This is a genomic window from Actinomyces sp. ICM47 (genome assembly GCF_905369875.1).
Lineage (GTDB): Bacteria > Actinomycetota > Actinomycetes > Actinomycetales > Actinomycetaceae > Pauljensenia.
The window spans coordinates 1-19,569 of the sequence record NZ_CAJPJE010000043.1 but is presented as its reverse complement, the minus strand read 5'-3'; the positions used below and the strand labels follow the sequence as shown (position 1 = coordinate 19,569).

General features: G+C 66.4%; 14 protein-coding genes, 1 tRNA gene and 1 pseudogene. 7 read left to right on the top strand and 9 right to left on the bottom strand.

Annotation, left to right across the window (positions count from 1 at the left end):
- From QZ149_RS08295 to argS, 3 genes and pseudogenes are all read right to left on the bottom strand, one after another.
- A pseudogene (locus tag QZ149_RS08295) lies at positions 1-691 on the bottom strand (peptidase S8); the annotation flags it as partial.
- Positions 692-1,011: 320 nt separating this feature from the next.
- Complete coding sequence (gene lysA / locus QZ149_RS08290) at positions 1,012-2,403, bottom strand: diaminopimelate decarboxylase (RefSeq protein WP_291450912.1); 1,392 nt, start codon at positions 2,401-2,403, stop codon at positions 1,012-1,014.
- A gap of 4 nt (positions 2,404-2,407) precedes the next feature.
- On the bottom strand, positions 2,408-4,087 hold the full coding sequence (gene argS / locus QZ149_RS08285; RefSeq protein ID WP_291450911.1) for an arginine--tRNA ligase: 1,680 nt from the start codon (positions 4,085-4,087) through the stop codon (positions 2,408-2,410).
- 169 nt (positions 4,088-4,256) lie between these two features.
- On the opposite strand from argS, the gene QZ149_RS08280 reads away from it, so the two are divergent.
- On the top strand, positions 4,257-5,516 hold the full coding sequence (locus QZ149_RS08280; RefSeq protein WP_291450910.1) for an Nramp family divalent metal transporter: 1,260 nt from the start codon (positions 4,257-4,259) through the stop codon (positions 5,514-5,516).
- Between the two features lie 110 nt (positions 5,517-5,626).
- On the opposite strand, the gene QZ149_RS08275 is transcribed toward QZ149_RS08280, so the two are convergent.
- Positions 5,627-6,082, bottom strand: coding sequence for a ribose-5-phosphate isomerase (locus tag QZ149_RS08275; protein ID WP_291450908.1), 456 nt, complete (start codon positions 6,080-6,082; stop codon positions 5,627-5,629).
- 99 nt (positions 6,083-6,181) lie between these two features.
- On the opposite strand from QZ149_RS08275, the gene QZ149_RS08270 reads away from it, so the two are divergent.
- Together QZ149_RS08270 and QZ149_RS08265 are read left to right on the top strand one after the other, a co-directional pair.
- Positions 6,182-6,257 (top strand) — tRNA-Arg (locus QZ149_RS08270).
- A 237-nt stretch (positions 6,258-6,494) separates the two neighbouring features.
- Positions 6,495-7,913 (top strand): sodium:proton antiporter, encoded by a 1,419-nt coding sequence (locus QZ149_RS08265; protein WP_291450906.1) that lies wholly within the window; start codon positions 6,495-6,497, stop codon positions 7,911-7,913.
- Between the two features lie 80 nt (positions 7,914-7,993).
- Here the strand turns inward: QZ149_RS08265 and QZ149_RS08260 are convergent, their stop codons facing one another.
- The 5 genes from QZ149_RS08260 to QZ149_RS08240 form a co-directional block, all read right to left on the bottom strand.
- Complete coding sequence (locus QZ149_RS08260; protein WP_291450904.1) at positions 7,994-8,383, bottom strand: hypothetical protein; 390 nt, start codon at positions 8,381-8,383, stop codon at positions 7,994-7,996.
- Between the two features lie 121 nt (positions 8,384-8,504).
- Positions 8,505-9,338: a glycerophosphodiester phosphodiesterase gene (locus QZ149_RS08255; RefSeq protein ID WP_291450903.1), complete on the bottom strand. Its 834-nt coding sequence runs from the start codon at positions 9,336-9,338 to the stop codon at positions 8,505-8,507.
- A complete protein-coding gene (locus QZ149_RS08250) occupies positions 9,335-10,249 on the bottom strand; it encodes a M23 family metallopeptidase (RefSeq protein ID WP_291450901.1) in 915 nt (304 codons plus the stop codon). Before QZ149_RS08250 ends, QZ149_RS08255 begins: the two co-directional genes overlap by 4 nt.
- A gap of 363 nt (positions 10,250-10,612) precedes the next feature.
- A complete protein-coding gene (locus QZ149_RS08245; protein WP_291450899.1) occupies positions 10,613-11,647 on the bottom strand; it encodes a hemolysin family protein in 1,035 nt (344 codons plus the stop codon).
- Positions 11,644-12,969, bottom strand: coding sequence for a hemolysin family protein (locus QZ149_RS08240; RefSeq protein WP_291450896.1), 1,326 nt, complete (start codon positions 12,967-12,969; stop codon positions 11,644-11,646). Before QZ149_RS08240 ends, QZ149_RS08245 begins: the two co-directional genes overlap by 4 nt.
- Positions 12,970-13,234: 265 nt before the next feature.
- Between QZ149_RS08240 and QZ149_RS08235 the strand changes: the two genes are divergently transcribed.
- From QZ149_RS08235 to QZ149_RS08220, 4 genes are all read left to right on the top strand, one after another.
- Positions 13,235-17,143, top strand: a complete 3,909-nt coding sequence (locus QZ149_RS08235) for a multifunctional oxoglutarate decarboxylase/oxoglutarate dehydrogenase thiamine pyrophosphate-binding subunit/dihydrolipoyllysine-residue succinyltransferase subunit (protein ID WP_291450894.1) — start codon at positions 13,235-13,237, stop codon at positions 17,141-17,143.
- Positions 17,144-17,204: 61 nt separating this feature from the next.
- A complete protein-coding gene (locus QZ149_RS08230) occupies positions 17,205-17,807 on the top strand; it encodes a GDSL-type esterase/lipase family protein (RefSeq protein WP_009649251.1) in 603 nt (200 codons plus the stop codon).
- A gap of 163 nt (positions 17,808-17,970) precedes the next feature.
- Entirely contained in the window at positions 17,971-18,681 is a 711-nt protein-coding gene (locus QZ149_RS08225) for a hypothetical protein (protein WP_291450893.1), read from the top strand.
- A gap of 61 nt (positions 18,682-18,742) precedes the next feature.
- The coding region (locus QZ149_RS08220) for a hypothetical protein (protein WP_291450891.1) at positions 18,743-19,569 on the top strand (827 nt) is incomplete at its 3' end.

The following is a 19,569-nucleotide window of genomic DNA, read 5'->3' as shown; positions in this document are numbered from 1 at the left end:
ACCCGTAGAAGTCCTGCGTGGCGACGCCGTTCACCGAGCACTTCACGGAACGCGACGTATCGACGCGCCCCTCCAGGTCGGGGTGCGTGTCCTCAACGCCGGAGTCGACGACCGCGACAGTCACGGGTGCGCGCTTGACGTTGACGGCCGCAGCCTCGCGCGCGTGCATGGCGACGGCACCCCAGTTGAAGATCTCCTCGTTCGCCCCCGCGGGGGCCGCGCTCGCGGTCTCATCGCGCATGGAGTTCAGGCCACCCGCAGCGCCGGACTGCGGGGCGGCCTCGTCCTTCTTGTCGGTGGGCAGCTCAACGCGCTCGTAGTAGAGGACGGGGGCGACGCGGGTCGGGCCGATCGAGTGGATCGAGATGCCGGCCGCTCGCAGGGCGGCGGCCAGGTCGGGCGCGAACGAGGGCGTGGCGCTCTGAGCGAAGAAGGTGCCGATCTCGGGGTACGAGGCCAGAGCAGCGCCCTTCACCGACGGGACCAGGCCGATAGCTCGCTCCAGGTCGGAGGCACTGGCACCCGGGGCCAGGTTGATCGCGTAGTTCATCTCGTCGTCGTTCGTGCGGGGAGACGAGATGAGGCCGTCGGTGGGTTCGTCGGCGCGGGCGGGCGGGGCCACCGCCGTCGCAACGCCCATGGACAGGGCGAGCGCGGCGACGACTCCGATGCGTGCGGCGGTGCGGCGCATTGTTCCTCGGCTTTCGGTTGGTACTGCGTCGTGCAGGTCTGCATCTGCGGGCAGCACCATCATCCTAGGATTTGCCGGTAACAACAAAATGTAGGCTGCCCTAAGCTCACAATATAATTCCGCCACAATATCGCACGCGATTCCACAACATGAGTGACACGATCACACGAATTAAGACGAACGAGCTAGATGCTGTCGGGGATTGCATGCGACGTCGCTCAGAAAACACCATCTCAGCACGGGAACAGAGGCGAACTCGGGAACACAAGAGGCGGGGAGCGCACGCACTCCCCGCCTCGTTGACTCCAGAACAGTGTCGTCTACGCCAGACCAGCATCCAACGCCAGCAGATGATCCACCGTCTGCGGACGGACGAACCAGCGCGCGGTTCCGTCCTCGACGGCGAGAACGCCGGGCTTCGTCAGCATGTTGTAGTTGGATGCCATCGAGTAGCCGTACGCGCCGACGGCGGGCACGGCCAGCAGGTCGCCACCCGCAATGTCGGCCGGTAGGTCGATGTCGCGGATGATGATGTCGCCGCTCTCGCAGTGCTTGCCGACGATGCGGCAGCGCGCCAGGGACGAGGCCTGCGCCGGATCCCGGTTCGCGAGCGTCGCCGTGTAGGTCGCGTCATAGAGAACAGGACGGATGTTATCCGACATGCCGCCGTCGATGGCCACATAGCGGCGCACTCCCCCGTCTTCCAGGGAAACGTCCTTGACGACGCCAACGCGGTAGAGCATGACCATCGAGGGACCTGCGATGGAGCGGCCGGGTTCGACGGACACGTGCGGGATCGGCAGGCCGTGGTGGGCGCAGCGCTCGCGCACCACGGTAGCCAGGGCACGTGCGACCTCAACCGGGGAGGTAGGGATCGGATCCTGGCCCGTGTAGGCGATGCCAACTCCGCCACCCAGGTCAATCGCGGGGACGTCCAGGCCCAGCTCGCCGCTCACGCGCGCCGCGAAATCAACGACGATGCGCGCGGCCTCGACGAAGGCCTCAGTCCCGAAGATCTGGGACCCGATATGGCTATGCAGCCCGCGGAAGTCCAGGTGAGGCGCATCCTTGATCGCGGCCACGGCCTCGTACGCCTGGCCGGTGGCCAGGGACAAGCCGAACTTCTGGTCCTCGTGGGCGGTCGCGATGTACTCGTTGCCTCCCGCGTGGATGCCGGACTTCAGGCGCACCATGACGGGCGCGACGACGCCGAGATCAGCGGCGATGCGCTCGATCTGGCGGACCTCGTCCATCGAGTCAATGAAGATGCGGTGAATGCCGGCCTCAAGGGCAAGGCGGATCTCCGCATCCGACTTGTTGTTGCCGTGCAGGCCGATGCGCGAGGGATCCACGCCGGCGCGCAGGGCGAGGGTCAGCTCGCCGAGCGAGGCGGTGTCGATCCCCAGGCCCTCGGCCGCGACCAGGCGCGCGACGTCGGCGCTCAGGAACGCTTTGCCGGCGTAGAAGGCGTCACCACCGTTCATTCCGTAGCCATCCCAGAATTCCTCGGCCATCGCCGACGCCCACACGCGGGCGCGCCCCCGCATGGCCTCGACGTCGAGCACGAAGGTCGGCGTGCCGAAGTCGGCGGCGACGCTGGTCAGGTCGACGCCTCCCACGCGCAGCACGCCATCCACCCGGGTCGCGCTCCACGGCCACAGGTCGGGGCGTTCATCGGGGGTCGGGCACGTCAGGGTAACCGCCTCGCTCACCAGGTCACATCCTTTCGGGGGCGCTCACGCCGAGCAGGCCGAGGCCGGTGCGCAGCACCTGGGTGACCGCGTCGTTGAGCCAGAGGCGGGCGACGTGGCCGGACTCGACCGGGTCGTCGCCGCGAGGCGTCACGCGGCACTGGCCGTACCAGGCGTGGTAGGTGGCAGCCAGGGACTCCAGGTAGCGGGCGATGCGGTGCGGCTCGCGCAGCTCCGTGGCCTGTGCGACCTGCGCAGGGAACTGAGCGAGGGCGGCCAGCAGGGCCTCGTCGGCCTCGGTGTCCAGGGCGGCCGGATCGAAGCCAGCGTCGCGAGTGACTCCGTGCGCGGCCGCGTTGCGGGCAACGTTGCAGGTGCGCACGTGCGCGTACTGAACGTAGTAGACCGGGTTGTCGTTGGAGTGCTGCGAGAGCAGGTCCAGGTCGATGTCGACCTGCGTATCCATGGACACGCGCACGAGGGCGTAGCGCGCGGCGTCCACGCCCACGGCGTCGACGAGGTCGTCGAGGGTGACGATGGTGCCGGCGCGCTTGGACATGCGCACGGGCTCGCCATCCTTGACCAGGTTGACAAGCTGGCCGATGAGGATCTGCAGGTTCTCGCCCGGCTTGTCACCGAAGGCAGCGCACATGGCCATCATGCGGCCGATGTAGCCGTGGTGGTCAGCGCCCAGCAGGTAGATGGCCGCATCCGCGCCGCGCTCACGCTTGTTCAGGTAGTAGGCGACGTCGCCCGCGAAGTACGCGGCCTGGCCGTCCGACTTAATGAGGACGCGGTCCTTGTCGTCGCCGTAGGCGGTCGTGCGCAGCCACACCGCGCCGCCCTCATCGAAGATCACGCCGCGCTTGCGCAGGCGCTCAATCGCCTCGGCCACCGCACCGGAGTTGTGCAGGGAGTCCTCGTGGAAGAAGACGTCAAAGTCGGCGCGGAAGGAATGCAGGCGCTCCTTGATTTCAGCGAACATCAGCTCGACGCCGCGGGCCCGGAAAACCTCGATGGCCTCGTCCTCGGGCAGCGTGATCGGATCGGGTTCACCGGCGGCGCGCACGTCGGCGCGGACCTGGTCGGCGATATCGGCGATGTACTGGCCGCCGTAGCCATCCTCGGGGACCTCGCGGCCCGTGGCGCGCGCGTAGAGCGAGTGGGAAAAGCGGTCGATCTGCGAGCCGTGGTCGTTGAAGTAGTACTCGCGGGTCACGGCAGCACCGGAGGCAGCCATGAGGCGCGCCAGAGAGTCACCGACGGCGGCCCAGCGGGCACCGCCCAGGTGCACGGGACCGGTCGGATTCGCGGACACGTACTCGAGGTTGATGGAACGACCCGCGAGCGTCGCGTTACAACCATACTCAGCCCCGGCCTCGACGATAGTGCGGGCGAGTTCGCCGGCTGCCCCCGCGCCCAGGCGGATGTTGATGAAGCCGGGGCCCGCGACCTCGACGGAATCGATGCCGTCGGCGGCGGCGAGAGCGTCCGCGAGGATCTGCGCAAACTCGCGCGGTGCCATACCAGCCTTCTTGCCGAGCTGCATGGCGACGTTGGTCGCCCAGTCGCCGTGCTCGCGCACGCGGGGACGCTCAACCGTCACAGGATCGGGCACCAGGGCGGGGTCGATGGAGATTCGCCCGGCGGCGGCAGCGTCCAGCAGCGTCGAGCGAATAAGGGAGGCAAGTTCTTCAGGAGTCACCCCTTTAGCCTACGGGGTTTTGCCTCGTCACCGCTCACCTATACGCGGCGTGCGTATGAAAACCTGGCCACACGAGGCCCGCCCGGGCGGCTTTCGTCCCGTGACCGGGCGCGAGTGGCGAGTAAGATTTCGGGTAGCCGAACATTTCCTATCTGCAGTGAGGTTTCCCGTGAACGCCACGGACACCGAGCATCGCCATAAGCTCATCCCTCTCCTCGGCCCCGCCTTCGTCGCGGCCGTCGCCTACGTCGACCCCGGAAACGTCGCAGCCAACATCACGGCCGGCGCACGCTACGGGTACCTGCTCGTGTGGGTCCTGGTAGCTTCGAACATCTTCGCGATGGTCGTCCAATATCTGTCCGCCAAGCTCGGCCTCGTCACCGGCCGATCCCTGCCCGCCCTCCTAGGTGATCGCATGTCCAAACCCGGACGCATCGCCTTTTGGATCCAAGCGGAGATCGTGGCCGCAGCGACCGACCTGGCCGAAGTCATCGGCGGCGCGCTCGCCCTCCACCTCCTCTTCGGGATCTCACTGCTGTGGGGCGGCGTCATCATCGGTGCCGTGTCCATGGCGCTTCTCGTCGTCCAAGGCGAAGGCAAACAGCGCCAGTTCGAAACAATCATCGTCGGCCTACTGATCGTCATCACGCTCGGATTCCTCGCAGGTCTGTTCGTCGCACCGCCCAGCCCCTCGGGCATGCTCGGCGGACTCCTCCCCCGCTTCCAGGGCACAGACTCGGTCCTCGTGGCCGCATCCATGCTCGGCGCGACGGTCATGCCGCACGCCGTCTACCTGCACTCCTCGCTGGTCAACGACCACGAGGCCGACGAACTTGGCCCCTCCACCGCAGATTCACGCCACTCCTCCGGCCACCTGTCGCGCCTCCTGCGCGCGACCCGCATCGACATCTACTGGGCGCTGAGCATCGCCGGCCTGGTCAACATCGGCCTGCTGCTCTTGGCAGCCGCCGCACTGGCCGGGCAGAGCGGCACCGACACCATCGAGGGCGCGCACGCCGCGATCTCCTCCACGCTCGGCCCCATCGTGGGCACTGTCTTCGCGGTGGGCCTACTAGCCTCGGGCCTGGCCTCGACGTCGGTGGGTGCCTACGCGGGCAGCGAGATCATGAACGGCCTGCTCCACATCCGCGTCCCCATCCTCGTGCGCCGCCTCATCTCCCTGATCCCGGCCCTGATCATCCTGGGCGCGGGCGCGGAACCCACGTGGGCGCTCGTCGTCTCGCAGGTCGCCCTATCGTTCGGTATCCCCTTCGCGATCATTCCGCTCATGCACTTGACCGCATCACGCGACGTCATGGGCGAGTACGCCAACACCCGCACCCTGCGCGCGACCGGTTTCCTCATCGCAGCCGTTATCGTTGCGCTCAACCTGTTCCTCGTCTACCTCACCTTCACCGGTCAGGGCTAAACCTTCACCGGTCAGGACTCAGAGGACGAGGCCGGGGCCGGGGAAGCGGAAACGAGGCATGCGAAGCGGGGCCGGCGATCCACCGGCCCCGCTTCGCATGCAGCAGGCAATCAGGCGCGCACGGAACGCTCGTACGCGGCCATCAGATCGATGCGACGCTGGTGGCGCTCATCCCCGCTGAAAGGAGTCTCGAGGAAGGCATCGATGAGAGCGATGGCCTCGTCGTCGCTGTGCTGGCGGGCACCGACAGCCATCATGTTCGCATCGTTGTGCTCGCGGGCCAGGCGCGCGGTCGCGTCCGACCAGACGAGGGCGGCGCGCACGCCTTCCACGCAGTTGGCGGCCATCTGCTCACCGTTGCCAGAGCCACCGACAACGACGCCGAGGCTGCCGGGTTCACTGACCACAGCCTTGGCCGCCTCGATACAGAACGGCGGGTAGTCGTCGAGCGCGTCGTAGACGCGCGCGCCATGGTCGACGACGTCATGACCGGCCTCGCGCAGGTGGGCGACCACCTTTTCCTTCAACTCAAAACCGGCGTGATCAGTGGCAATATGGACGCGCATGGAATCCTCCTGAGGGGTTCACGGACAAGCAACGCCCACTAGTATGGCACACCTCACCGTTACGCGCGTACGTTTGAACCCTGCTAAACTAGCGGCGCTGCCCCGATAGCTCAGCGGATAGAGCGCTTGCCTCCGGTGCAAGAGGTCGCAGGTTCGAGTCCTGTTCGGGGCGCCACGCATACCCGGATCCGCGCCAACGCCACGCCGACGCGGTATCCCGGTCGCCGCCATTCACGCGCCCACCGCGTGCCCGCACCGATGCACCTGCCTGCCCCCGCCTCGTCGATTCCACCCGTGCATCCACCCGCCCCCGCCTCATCGATGAGGCCACTCCCACCTCGGACAACGTTCCCCACCACGCGGCCACCGCATAAAATAAAGAGCGTCTCTATCGTCTACCAAGGAATGGCCAATGACCTACCCATGGTGGAGTCTGCTCCCCTTCGTTGCGATGCTCGCGTGTATCGCGCTCTTGCCCATCATCCCGAAGCCCGCACACTGGTGGGAAAAGGAATGCTCCCAGCTCTCCGTCGCGCTCGCTCTCGGCGTGCCGACGACGGTCTGGATGTTCATGAGGGCGGGCACGGGCCCGCTCATCGCCACGGGCGTGGAGTACGTGCAGTTCATCGCGCTGCTCTTCGCGCTGTTCGTGGTCTCCGGCGGCATTCACCTGGCCGGTGATATCAAGGCGACCCCGCGCAACAACACGATCTTCCTGGCGATCGGCGGCCTGCTGGCCTCGTTTATCGGGACGACGGGAGCGGCCATGCTGCTGATCCGCCCGCTCCTGGAGACGAACAAGGAACGTAAGCACCGCGTGCACACAGTCCTGTTCACGATCTTCATTGTGGCGAACTGTGGCGGCATACTGACTCCGCTCGGCGACCCGCCGCTGTTCCTCGGCTACCTGCACGGTGTGCCCTTCGCGTGGACGTTTGCGCTGTGGAAGGAGTGGCTGTTTACTCTGGCGCTGCTGCTCCTCACGTACTACTCGATTGACCGCGTGCGCTACGCATCCGAGGACACCTCCTCCATCGAGGCCGACGACCGCGAGGTCAAGCCCCTGCGTCTGCACGGAAAGATCAACCTGCTGTTCTTCGCGATCATCATCCTGTCCGTCGCTTTTGCTCCGTCCTGGGACGGCGAGGCGCTGGCCGAGGGCCACGTCCACTCGTGGGTTGACCTGGTACCGTGGCGCGAAGTCATCATGTTCGCGGTCGCGGGCCTGTCCTACAAGCTGTCAGACAAGAAAGTGCGCTTCGAGGAGAACGCGTTCACGTGGGGCCCGATCATGGAGGTCGCGACCCTGTTCATCGGCATCTTCTCGACGATGGCGCCGGCGCTGCGCTACCTGGAGCAGATCGCCCCGTCGCTGCCGCTGACCCGCATGACGTACTTCGTGTTCACGGGCGGCCTGTCCTCGATCCTGGATAACGCCCCGACGTACATGACGTTCTTCGAGATGGCGAAGGCATCCGGCGGCGAGGGAACCCTGATCGCGGGCGTGCCCGAGTACTACCTGATTCCGATTTCGCTGGGTGCCGTGTTCTGTGGCGCGATCACGTACATCGGTAACGGCCCGAACTTTATGGTCAAGTCGGTCGCCGAGTCTGACGGCGTGCCCATGCCGTCGTTTGGCCGCTACATCGGCTACGCGTTCACGCTGCTGGTGCCCGTCCTGGCCGCCATGGCGATGATCTTCGTGGGCGAGTCCTGGCTCGTTCGAGGCCTCGGCATCGCCCTGGCCGCTGGCCTGGTGTTCCTCGCGCTCGTGCGCATCCGTCGCGCGGGGTTGGACGAGGCCGTGGCCGACTTCAGCGGCAACGAGTAAGCCAGTGGTCCTAACGGACGTGTTGAGTGAGGGGGCGGAGCCGCGTGGCTCCGCCCCCCCTCTGCATATACGTGACGCGCCTAGGCGGACTCATCCTCGTTGTTGTCCCCCGTCCATGGTTCACTGAAAGGATCGGGGTACTGGGGGTACCAGTCGTCGGGGAATCGAAGTGGCGTCAATCCTGCGACCATCACCGCAGCGGTGACGTACGTGAGGACGTTCAGGCCAAACAGCGCCCTGTCGGAGGCACCCCAGGAAGCGGCCGCTTTGACGTAGAGAACCAAGTAGGACAGGCAGATGAGGGCCGGAATACAGACCGCGCGAGCGTTCTTGCTGACTTGGCTGGTGATGTCCGCGTTGCGCCACGCGACCCCGATCCAGGAGTCCGACCTCGTCTCAACGAGGAGCAGCCCGACGAGGAGGACCCACAGGCCGGCCAGGCACAGCGCGATCACGATGGTGTCATTCATGGGTTACTCCGCTCCCCGCCTCGCGATGCCCCTGAGCGGCCCGACGGATGCTCCGGCGGCTCGGCCCGCGCCACGCAACCGGAGCATCCGGCGCGGAAAGGAGCGGTCACGGGAGCACGGGTCAATCCCTCGGCATCGGGTGCGCTCCAACGCCCGGAGCTGGAGGCTGTGTCCACAGGCCGCGCTGGTCGAGGAAGTCGCGTACGAAGGAGGGACGGTCGGTGATGATGCCGTCGACACCGACTTCGAGGAGCCGCAGAATGTCGGCCACCGTGTTGATGGTCCACACGTGCACGGCCAGTCCCAGGGTGTGAGCGGTGGCCACGAAACGCTCGTCAACAACGCGGATGGGCCCCTGGTACATGGGCACCTGGGCGGCGATGACACCCTGGCGCGGGCCGGGCACGTGCCACCAGGCGGGGTTCGTGGCGCTCTTTGCGGCACCCACGAGGCGCACCACGGCCTCGGTGCCCAGCGACGTTGCGACGGCGCGGGCGGGGTCGGAGGCAGCCATGTCGCGCACGGCACGCAGGCGCGGTTCTGAGAAGGAGGCGACCAGGACGCGGCCGGCGGCACCATGTTCGGCAACGACGTCCAAGAGCGGTCCCTCGACACCCGGTTCCTTCACGTCGATGTTGAGGTACATGTCCGGGAAGGCCTCCAGGACCTGCGCAAGAAGCGGCATGGGTTCACCCGAGTCGCGGTGGCGCAGCGCGGACAATTCCCGCCACGTCATGTCGTTGATCGCGCCGGTGCCGTCGTAGCAACGATCCACGGTTTCGTCGTGGCAGATCACGACTGCGCCGTCCGCGCTCAGGTGCGCGTCGGTTTCGATGTGGCGAAGCCCGGACGCGTAGGCGTGGGTGAAGGCAGCCATCGTGTTCTCAGGGGCCTCCTCGCCGCCGCCACGGTGGGCGAAGACGATGGGTCCCTGACGCATGGTCACGGGCATCATGAGCATGGCTCCTGTCCGAGGTAAATGGCCTTGTGTTCGGCCATCCAGGATTCCGGGTCCACTGGAGTGTCGGAGGCGTCGTGGATTTCGAAGTGCAGGTGAGGGCCGGTCGACCAGCCGTTGCTTCCGACGGCACCGATAACCTGGCCGGCGGTGACGGTGTCACCGAGCTTGACCGTAATTTTGTTCATGTACTGGTGTAGGTAGGCCGAGTGGAAGACGGTACCGTCGGGCAAGGTGTGCCTGATCTGCACGTAGGCACCCGCGTGGGAGTTCTCGGCGAGTTCTTCGACCACGCCGCCGTAGACAGCAGTGATGGGCGTGTCCATGGGTGCCGCCATGTCAATGCCCTCGTGGGCCAGGAGCTGACCGGAAACAGGCGAGATACGCATCGTGAAGGGCGACGTAATCGTGTAGCTTCCCTCGGCCAGCGGCCAGTAGACCGTGTCGGCCAGGACCTTCACGTGGCGGTTGCCGTCGGCACCAGCACCGGCTTTGCAACCGGTGACTGTGACGGGTGCTTTGGCCTTCGCACGCGTGTTGGCAGTGAGTGTGGCGTCGAGTGAGATCGCCTCGGGCAGGACCTGGGAGGAGGCCCAGCTGCCGCGGCCCGTGGAGGAGCCGAAGACACGCACAGGCACTGTCAGGGAGGAGTCGGATCCGACGCGGCCCGTCATCGGGACCACGATTGTTGAACCCGCCAGGCCGACAACGAGGAGTGTGCGCAGCAGGTAGCCGACGGGATGGACGTTGCGCTCCGGTGTTTCTTCCGACGAGGCATCCTCATCATCGTCGAAAAATGTTTCTTTCTCGGGAAACGCCGCGTCGTATTCGTAGGCGATCTGATCGAAGCTGAGCCTTGGGCGCCGCTCGACGGACGAGGGGATCTGTTCAACGGACTGAGGAAGCAACTCGACAGATGGAGGGAGCCGCTCAATGGGCTGAGGAAGTAGCTCAACAGATGGAGGAAGCGCCGACTCAAAGCTTGGTTGGCGAGGCGTGTAGGCGCGCGGCGGAGGAGCTACTCGCTGCACGGGTTCAGGGGCTACTGGTTGCACGGGTTCCGGGGCCACTGGCTGCATGGGCGTCGGTGCCACATCGGCTGGGATCTCGGCGGTGGTGTATTTTTCCTCATCACCTGCCCGAGATCGCGCGGCGCGCAGCTGCGACCGCTTGGGCAGCGGGCACTCCATGTTGCTCACGCTATTCCCCTCTCGTTTTCTGACCGTTCCACTGTAGCAATGCCCGCACGGGCGGCGCCAGGCGCTTCGCCATTAGGGTCGCTGGAGGGCGTCGCGGACTTCGCCGACCAGAAGTTCCAGGATATCCTCCAAGAAGAGGATACCGACGAGGACGCCCTCGTCGCGCACGAGCGCACAGTGCACGCCGGTGCGTTGCATGTGGCGCAGTGCGTCTTCAACCTGGTCGGAGGAGGCGACGGCCTCGAGGCGGCGGATGCGCCACGGGGTAATCGGCTGGGTGCGTTCCTCGCCGGAGGCGTACAGAACATCCTTGAGGTGGACATAGCCGGCGATGGCGCCGTCCTCGCCTGCAATCGGGAAGCGCGAGTAGCCGGTATGAGCGACTCTTTCCTCCACGTCGGCGGGGGTAGCACCCGCAGGGAGGACGACGAGGTCAGCCAGGGGCACCATCGCCGAACCCGCGGTTTCTTCTGAGAATTCCAGGGTGCCGCTGAGCAGCCCCAGTTCGTCGGTGAGGACACCCTCGGCCTGGGATGCGACGACGATGGAGGCGACCTCCTCGATCGTGTAGGAGGCCGAAATCTCCGAGCGAGGCTCATAACCCGACAAACGGACGAACCAGTTCGCGAAATGGTCCATGGCCTCGATGATGGGGCGCAGGACGTGGCCCAGGCGCACGAGGATGGGGGCCAGGATGAGGAGCATCCGTACCGGCGCGGCGATCGAGATATTCTTCGGGACCATTTCTCCGAAGACGACGTGACAGAACAACACGATGATGAGGGCTGCTGCGAATCCGATGACGTGGCTGGTCGCCTCGGGAGCGCCCAGGCGTTCCAGCGGCGACTCGACGAGGTGCGCAATCGCAGGTTCGGCGACGACGCCCAGCGTCGTGGAGGCGACCGTGACGCCCAGCTGGCAGATGGCAAGCATGAGGGAGACGTGTTGCAGCGCGTAGAGCGCATCTCGTGTACCGCGCGCGCCTTCGTCGGCGAGCGGCTCAACCTGCGAGCGCCGCGTTGAGGTGACCGCAAACTCGCCGGCCACGAAGAACGCGTTGACCGCCAGCAGCGCGACGGTGATAGCAATGCCCATTCCGGCGCTCATGCCTCCACCTCCGGTTCGTCAACGGGCGCGGGGGTGATCGCGACCTGCGCAACCCTGCGGCCCTGCATCTGGGTGACCTCGATGCCGACACCGTCAACGCTCACGCGCGAGCCGACGGACGGGATGTCGCCCAGCTCGTTCATGACGAGGCCGCCGATCGTGTCGTAGGGGCCGTCCTCGGGAAGGTTGATGTCTGTGCGACGTGCGAGTTCGTCGGGACGCAGCGTCCCGGGCACAAGGAAGGTCCCGTCGGGGCGCGGGCGGATGCCCAGACGCCGCTGATCGTGCTCATCGGAGACCTCGCCGACGATTTCTTCGACGACGTCTTCGAGGGTGACAATGCCAGACACGCCGCCGTATTCGTCGACGACGACGGCCATCTGCAACCCCTCGTCGCGCAGTTGGACCATGAGCGGGCCAATCGGCACCGTCTCGGGAACGGTGGGCGCGTCGGTCATGAGGGAGGAGGAGATGACGGGCACGTCGGCGCGGCGCTCGGCGGGCACGGCAACCGCGCGACGCAGGGAGACCAGGCCGAGGATGTCATCGGAGTCATCGCCGATCACGGGGAATCGGGAGTGACCGGTTTCGTGAGCGAGGTCCAGCACGTCCTGGGCGCTGTCGCGCTCGCCGAGGGTGTGCAGACGCCCGCGGTCGGTCATAACGTCGGCGGCGCTGAGCGTGCTCATGCGGATTGTGTTGACGAACAGGTCGGCCGTGGACGTGTCGAAGGTACCTTCTTCGACGGAGTGCTCGACGAGGGCCGCCAGCTCGGATGCGGAACGCGCCGACGAAATCTCTTCCTGCGGCTCGATGCCCATGCGGGCGAGCACCCAGTTCGCGGTGCCACCCAGTACCCAGATAATGGGGCGAGCGATCACGGTGAAGGCCATCTGGAAGGGGACGACACGCACGGCGGTGGCCATCGGGTGGGCCAGCGCGAGGTTCTTGGGGACAAGCTCACCAAAGAGCATCGAGAAGACGTTAATGAACGCGGCGGCGACGAAGGCCGCGATGCCGGTGGCCAGGCCCCAGGCCAGCCCGGCAGCGCCGAGCCATCCCACCAGCAGGTCCGCCAGCGCGGACTGCGTCGTGTAGCCGAGCAGGATCGTGGTCAGCGTGATGCCCACCTGGGCACCCGACAGCTGGGTGGACAGGGTACGGGTGGCGCGCAGGACGGATGCGGCTCCTCGATCCCCCTCGTCCGCCTTCTTGTCAAGGACGGCCTGGTCCACAGCGACAAGCGAGAATTCGGCGGAGACGAAGACGAAGGTGCCGGCGGTAAGAAGGACGCCGAGGAGGAGCATAAGGACGGTCGTCATCGCTGCCTCCTCTCGACGAGGCCGGGGCGAGCCACGGGTACACGCGCGGGCAGGGGGCGGGAAAGAGCGGCAGAAAAGCCGACAGTGTCGCAGTCCATGATGCATCCAGTTTAGCGGCCCCGGGCTTTCCTCCCCGCGTGCGCGTCCACACACCGTCGCTCTGTGTCAACACTCTCCCTATACCGGACCAAAGGCCCTTGAAATGATCGCCAAGTGTCTCCCACGTCTCGTGAAGGTTGTCACGTAGCGGTAGAATCTGTCGGGTATGGTCGCCGCGATACAAGTCCGTACGCGCGGCGTGAGTCAAACGGAGGAATACGTGCCGACCCACACAGTTTCCCAGCCCGACCCGCAGTGGTACCTCGCAAAGATGCGCGACCTGTACGAGCGCGATCCGCAGCTCCTCGATCCATCGTGGCGCGCCTACTTTGCGACCGAGACCGCTCCCCCGCAGCTGCGCGCCAAGCGTCCCGCAATCCCGGAGGGTGCTATCGAGGACAGCGCACCCGAGCAGGCAGCCCCGGCCTCGTCGATGAAGGCCCCCGAGGTACCCGCGAGCGTCACCCCGCCCACCCTCGACATTGAGGAAGCGGAGCATGCACACTCCACGCCCCCGACCGCACCCGTCGTCTCGGTAACCCGCTCCGACCTGCCGCCCGCGCCGCCCGCCGCGCTCGCCGAAGCCACGAGCCCCTACACGCGCCTAGCGCACGGACGCGCCGCCTTCACCCGCTCCCACGGAGCACCCGCCCAGGACGAGCTGCACATCCTCAAGTCCGCCGCGCGCGCGACCGCCAAGCACATGGAGGCCTCGCTCTCCATCCCCACGGCCACCTCCCAGCGCCAGATTCCCGCCAAGCTCCTCATCGAAAACCGCGCCCTGATCAACGCGCACCTGGCACGCACCGTCGGCGGCAAAGTCTCCTTCACACACCTCATCGGCTACGCCCTGGTCGAAGCGCTGTGCGAGATGCCCGACCTGAACGTGCGCTACACGCTTGAGGGCGGCAAGCCCGCCGTTGAGCAGCTCGCGCACATCGGCTTCGGCCTGGCCATCGACGTGGCTGACGCGCAGGGGAACCACTCCCTGAAGGTCCCCGTCATCCATGACGCCGACACGCTGACCTTCTCCGAGTTCGTTGATGCCTACCAGGACCTGGTTGCACGCGCCCGCAACGCGACGCTGACGACCGCCGACTTCCAGGGGGCCTCCGTCACCCTCACCAACCCCGGGACGCTGGGCACCACCACCTCCGTGCCACGCCTCATGGTCGGCCAGGGGCTCATCATCGGCGTGGGTGCTACCGACTACCCGGCGGAATTCCGCGGCGTCTCCCCCAAGCGCCTGGCCAGCCTCGGCATCGGCAAGACGATGTACTTCTCCTCCACCTACGACCACCGAATCATCCAGGGCGCTGCCTCCGGGCGCCTCCTGGGCCTCGTCGATGCGAAGCTGTCGGGCCGCGACGGCTTCTACGAGCGCGTCTTCACGTCCATGCACGTGCCCACGCGCCCCTACTCGTGGGAAGCCGACTACGAATACGACCCTGAGCGCGAAAAGGGTAAGCCCGCGCGCATCGCGGAGATCATCCACGCCTACCGCTCGCGCGGCCATCTGGCCGCCGACACGGACCCGCTGGCCTACCGCGTGCGCCGCCACCCCGACCTGGACATCGCGTCCTACGGCCTGAGCGTGTGGGACCTGGACCGCCCCTTCCCCACCGGCGGCTTCGGCGGCTCCGACCAGATGCTGCTGCGCGACATCCTCACGCGCCTGCACGACACCTATACGCGCACGGTCGGCATCGAATACATGCACATCCAGGACCCCGAGCAACGCGCCTGGGTCCAGCACCGCATCGAGCGCCCCTACAAGGCCCCCTCCCCCGAGGCGCAGCGCCACATCCTGGACACCCTCATTCGTGCCGAAGCCTTCGAGGAATTCCTCCAGACCAAGTTCATGGGACAAAAGCGCTTCTCGCTCGAGGGCGGCGAGTCCCTGATCCCGCTGCTCGACCACGTCCTGGCCGACTCGGCGCGCACCGGCATCCACGAAGTCGCCATCGGCATGGCGCACCGCGGCCGACTCAACGTCCTGGCAAACATCGCCGGCAAGTCGTATGCGCAAATCTTCGACGAGTTCGAGGGCAACTACATACCTAACTCCGTTCAGGGTTCCGGCGACGTCAAATACCACCTGGGCACCTGGGGCGTATACTCCCTCGACGACGGCCTGGCCACGAAGGTCTACATGGGCGCCAACCCCTCGCACCTGGAGGCCGCCGACGGCGTCCTGGAGGGCATCGTGCGCGCCAAGCAGGAGCACCTGGGCGACCCGGACCTGCCGATCATCCCGATCCTCATCCACGGCGACGCCGCCTTCATCGGCCAGGGCGTCGTCCAGGAGACCCTCAACCTCTCCCAGCTGGAGGGCTACAAGACCGGCGGCACGATCCACATCATCGTCAACAACCAGATCGGCTTCACGACCGGCGCGACGCAGGGCCGCTCCACCGGATACGCGACCGACCTGGCCAAGGGCCTGCAAGTCCCGATCCTGCACGTGAACGCGGACGACCCCGAGGCCGTCATCCGCTGCGCACACCTGGCCTTCGAGTACCGCAACGCCTTCCACAAGGACGTCATCATCGACATGGTGTGCTACCGCCGCCGCGGCCACAACGAGGGCGACGACCCGTCAATGACTCAGCCCGTCATGTACTCGCTCATCGACCGCATCCCCTCCACGCGCGCCGTGTACATCCGCGGCCTCGTGGGCCGCGGTCAGCTCACCGAGGACGAGGCCCGCCAGTCCATCGCCCAGTACGAGGCGGAACTGGGGCGCATCCTGGATGAAACCCGCGCGGGCGGTGCCTCCTCAGTGTCCGAGGTGAACCCGGGTAGCCGCACACACGACCCCGCACTGACCGTCGGCGTCGGCGAGGCCGGTGAGTCTCGCGACGAGGAGTGGACCATGCCGGAATCGCAGATGCCCGGCATCGGCATGATGATCGGCTGGACGTCGGCGGCCCCCGCCGAGCAGCTACGCCGCATCGGTCGCGCCCACGTCCGCTTCCCCGACGGCTTCGAACCCCACCCGAAGCTGCGTCAGCTGTGCGAGCGCCGCCTCGAGATGGCGCTGGGCAACAAGCCCATCGACTGGGGCTTCGCAGAGCTCCTGGCGTTTGGCACCCTGCTCATGGAGGGCACCAGCGTGCGGCTGTCCGGCGAGGACGTGGCTCGCGCGACCTTCGTCCAGCGCCATGCCGTCCTGCACGACGCCGACGACGGCCGCGAGTTCACTCCCCTGCGATTCCTCACGGAAAACCAGGCGCGCTTCGACGTGTGGAACTCGCCGCTGAGCGAATACGGCGTGCTGGCCTTCGACTACGGCTACTCGCTGGAGAGCCCCGAAACCCTCACCATCTGGGAGGCACAGTTCGGCGACTTCGCGAACGGCGCTCAGACGGTCATCGACGAGTTCGTCTGCTCGGCGGAGCAGAAGTGGGGCCAGCGTTCCTCGCTGGTCATGCTCCTGCCTCACGGCTACGAGGGCCAGGGGCCCGACCACTCAAGCGCACGCATCGAGCGCTACCTGCAGCTGGCCGCGCAGGACAACATGTGGATCGTCCAGCCCTCCACGCCGGCGAATTACTTCCACATGCTGCGCACCCAGGCCTACAAGCGCCCGCGCAAGCCGCTCATCGCGTTCACGCCCAAGCAGCTGCTGCGCCTGTCTGCCGCGGCCTCACACATCGACGAGTTCACCTCGGGTTCCTTCCAGCCCGTCATCGGCGACACCACGATCACCGACCCGTCGGCGGTCACCCGCGTCCTGCTGTGCACGGGTCGCCTGTACTACGACCTCGCCAAAGAGCGCGCACACCGCGGTGACACATCGACCGCGATTATCCGCCTGGAGCAGCTCTACCCGCTGCCCGAGGCCGAGGTGGCCGAGGCCCTGGCCCAGTACCCGAATGCGACAGTGACATGGGTGCAGGACGAGCCACGTAACCAGGGGGCCTGGCCGCACCTGGCACTCAACCTGTTCCCGTCGCTCGGACGCCCCGTGCGCCTGGTGTCGCGCCCCGAATCCGCGACAACGGCAGCCGGACGTGCCTCGCTTCACAAGGAGCAAGCAGCTACCCTTATTGCGCAGGCCTTCGAAGGCTAGCGACCTCCCTGCGCGCGCCCGGTATTCCGGGCGCGCGCAGGCACACCCGGAAAGGACCACCATGCGCATCTGCTTCATCGGCGACGAGCTCGTCGCGGGCGTCGGAGACCCCCGAGGCCTGGGCTGGGTTGGCCGCGTCAACGCTCACTCGACCTTCGACGTGCCCGCCACATTTTTGACGCTGGCGGTCCCCTCCGAGACAACCAAGCAGATGGCCGCCCGTTGGGAGGCCGAGGTTCTGCCGCGCCTGGCCGACGGAGAACCCCACGGCCTCGTCATCGGGATCGGCCCCGGCGACGTTCCCGCCGGCATCTCCACGGCCCGTTCGCGCCTCAACCTCGCCAACATCACCGACCGTGCGACCTCTCTAGGCATCCCCAGCTTTGTGGTGGGTCCCCCGCCCCTGGCCGGCGTCGACTCCGGTGCCCTCAAAGCACTGGCCTCCTCCTGCTCCGAGGTGTGCGGGCGCCGCGGGATCCCCTTCGTCGACTGCTACACACCCCTGGTCGCCCACGACCAGTGGTTCGAGGACATGGCCGCCTCCATGGCGCGCGGCAAAGACGGCCAGACCCTGCCCGGCCAGGCCGGATACGCGCTCATGGCGTGGATCGTCCAGCATCAGGGATGGTACGAGTGGACGGGCGCAACCCCGACCGACGTCTGAGCACAGGCGCACCCAATTGTCATTATCGTGATGGCTTTGTTCAGCGGTATCTCCACAATCATCGACGCGACATGCAAGGCGCGTTCCGGCGCAACGTCACTAGCCGTCGATGTCTATAGCCACAGCTGGATCATCGTCGACGCGTGAGTGGAATGAACGGCACATGACCAAGGAGAAAGCCACCACGCGCGAGAAGCTTTCCTTCTGCGCAATCATCGTCGCTTTCGTGTCCCTCAATATTGTCCTGGGCTCTTTCTTCTCACCTGGCTCATGGTCGCCGACCGTCCTCACCGCAGCGGCTTCCTATCTGATTGTCTTCATCGTGGTCACAGCTGCTGTCGGCATCCGAGTCCTGTACCGGGATTGGAAGACGCCTCCCCGCCACGGCCTCGGCTACCCAGCCGCGACACTGCCTGCGAACCTCGCTGGACCCGCGCCGACGCCCGCCCGCGCCCAGCCCAGCAGCTGCAAGCGCCCGGCCCCGCCCGCACCGCCAAGCAACTTCGCGACCATTGACGGGGCCATCGCCCACGCCCAGCAATCCGGCTTCGCCATCGTCAACCTGTTCACCACATATACTCCGCTGAGTCGCTTCCGCGACGCCGTAGGTGCCGAAATCATCTACCTGGTTCTCTCCCACATCGCTGAACTCGACAAGTTCGCCTCCACCACAGTGTCCGGCGACGCAACCGACACCGACTGCACACTGGCAATCAGAGTCATCAGCACCGAAGCCGACGCCCTTGCCCAGCGACCGATGGGCGAGATCCGCGCCCTCGCGGAAAGCCAGGGTGGAACCATGGACACCAACGCCCAGGCAGGCACGTGGACGCTCAACGTCCATCTGTCCCTCGGTGAGTCACCGCCCGCATAGATGGATGTGTCCATCTGGCCACGGCCTTGACACCACCAATCCACACAACCAGCGAGACAGCATGAGCAACCAATACCCCTCCCCCAACCCCTCCGATCCGTCCTACCCCAGCCAGGTGCCCCCGTACCAGGGGAACCCGTACCAGGGAGGCACGTACCCGAGGAACCCATACCAGCAGAGAGCGGGAGGCCCCCAGATGCCCGCGTCGCCGGTGCCCCAGCCACCCTCGTATCAGTCGCCCACGTACCGCTCACCTCAGGCACCCGCGTACCCGGCTCCCGGCGCATTCCCGCCCACCGGAGCGGTGAACGGCCCCCAGATGCCCGCCGGAGCGGTGAACGGCCAACAGGCACCTGGCGGGGTGCGAAACGGACAACAGGTGCCCGCCGAGGCGCTGAGCGGCCCCCAGATGCCCGCCAGTGCACCAAACGGACAACAGGTGCCCACGGCCGAGACGCCCGAGGAGGCAGCCCGATTTAAGCGTAAATGGGTCACCTATACCGTCATTTTTCTCATCGCGTTGGTTCCCTTGCTCTTCGTCATCATGATCGGAAACTCCTTTGAGTTCGGTGAGGAGCGACTGTACTGGATCGTTATCACGAGCGCCGTCGAGTTCCTGTTCGCACTCGGATTCTTCCCCTTTTCGGCGGCGGTGCGCCGAGGGATCCGGCAGGTGACCGCGCAGGGTAGGCTCGAGGAGGCGGAGAAACGACGCACGGGCCTGTACCTCTCTGCGCTCATCGCGGTCGTGGTCGCCGGCTACGCGCTCTACAACGGGGTCCCCGCCGCCATGGACGTCGCGGACGGCCAGCAGAGCGTGACCGTCACGTCGTGCAGTTACAAGCAGCACAAAACAGAGAAGAGGCGCGGCCGCCATTCGTCCACCAC

What these genes read in the sequence shown, in the direction of transcription:
- QZ149_RS08275 (WP_291450908.1), bottom strand. Translation starts at nt 6,082, where the DNA reads ATGCGCGTCCATATTGCCACTGATCACGCCGGTTTTGAGTTGAAGGAA.
- QZ149_RS08225 (WP_291450893.1), top strand. Translation starts at nt 17,971, where the DNA reads ATGACCAAGGAGAAAGCCACCACGCGCGAGAAGCTTTCCTTCTGCGCA.
- QZ149_RS08235 (WP_291450894.1), top strand. Translation starts at nt 13,235, where the DNA reads ATGGTCGCCGCGATACAAGTCCGTACGCGCGGCGTGAGTCAAACGGAG.
- QZ149_RS08265 (WP_291450906.1), top strand. Translation starts at nt 6,495, where the DNA reads ATGACCTACCCATGGTGGAGTCTGCTCCCCTTCGTTGCGATGCTCGCG.
- QZ149_RS08230 (WP_009649251.1), top strand. Translation starts at nt 17,205, where the DNA reads ATGCGCATCTGCTTCATCGGCGACGAGCTCGTCGCGGGCGTCGGAGAC.
- QZ149_RS08240 (WP_291450896.1), bottom strand. Translation starts at nt 12,969, where the DNA reads ATGACGACCGTCCTTATGCTCCTCCTCGGCGTCCTTCTTACCGCCGGC.
- QZ149_RS08260 (WP_291450904.1), bottom strand. Translation starts at nt 8,383, where the DNA reads ATGAATGACACCATCGTGATCGCGCTGTGCCTGGCCGGCCTGTGGGTC.
- QZ149_RS08255 (WP_291450903.1), bottom strand. Translation starts at nt 9,338, where the DNA reads ATGATGCCCGTGACCATGCGTCAGGGACCCATCGTCTTCGCCCACCGT.
- QZ149_RS08245 (WP_291450899.1), bottom strand. Translation starts at nt 11,647, where the DNA reads ATGAGCGCCGGAATGGGCATTGCTATCACCGTCGCGCTGCTGGCGGTC.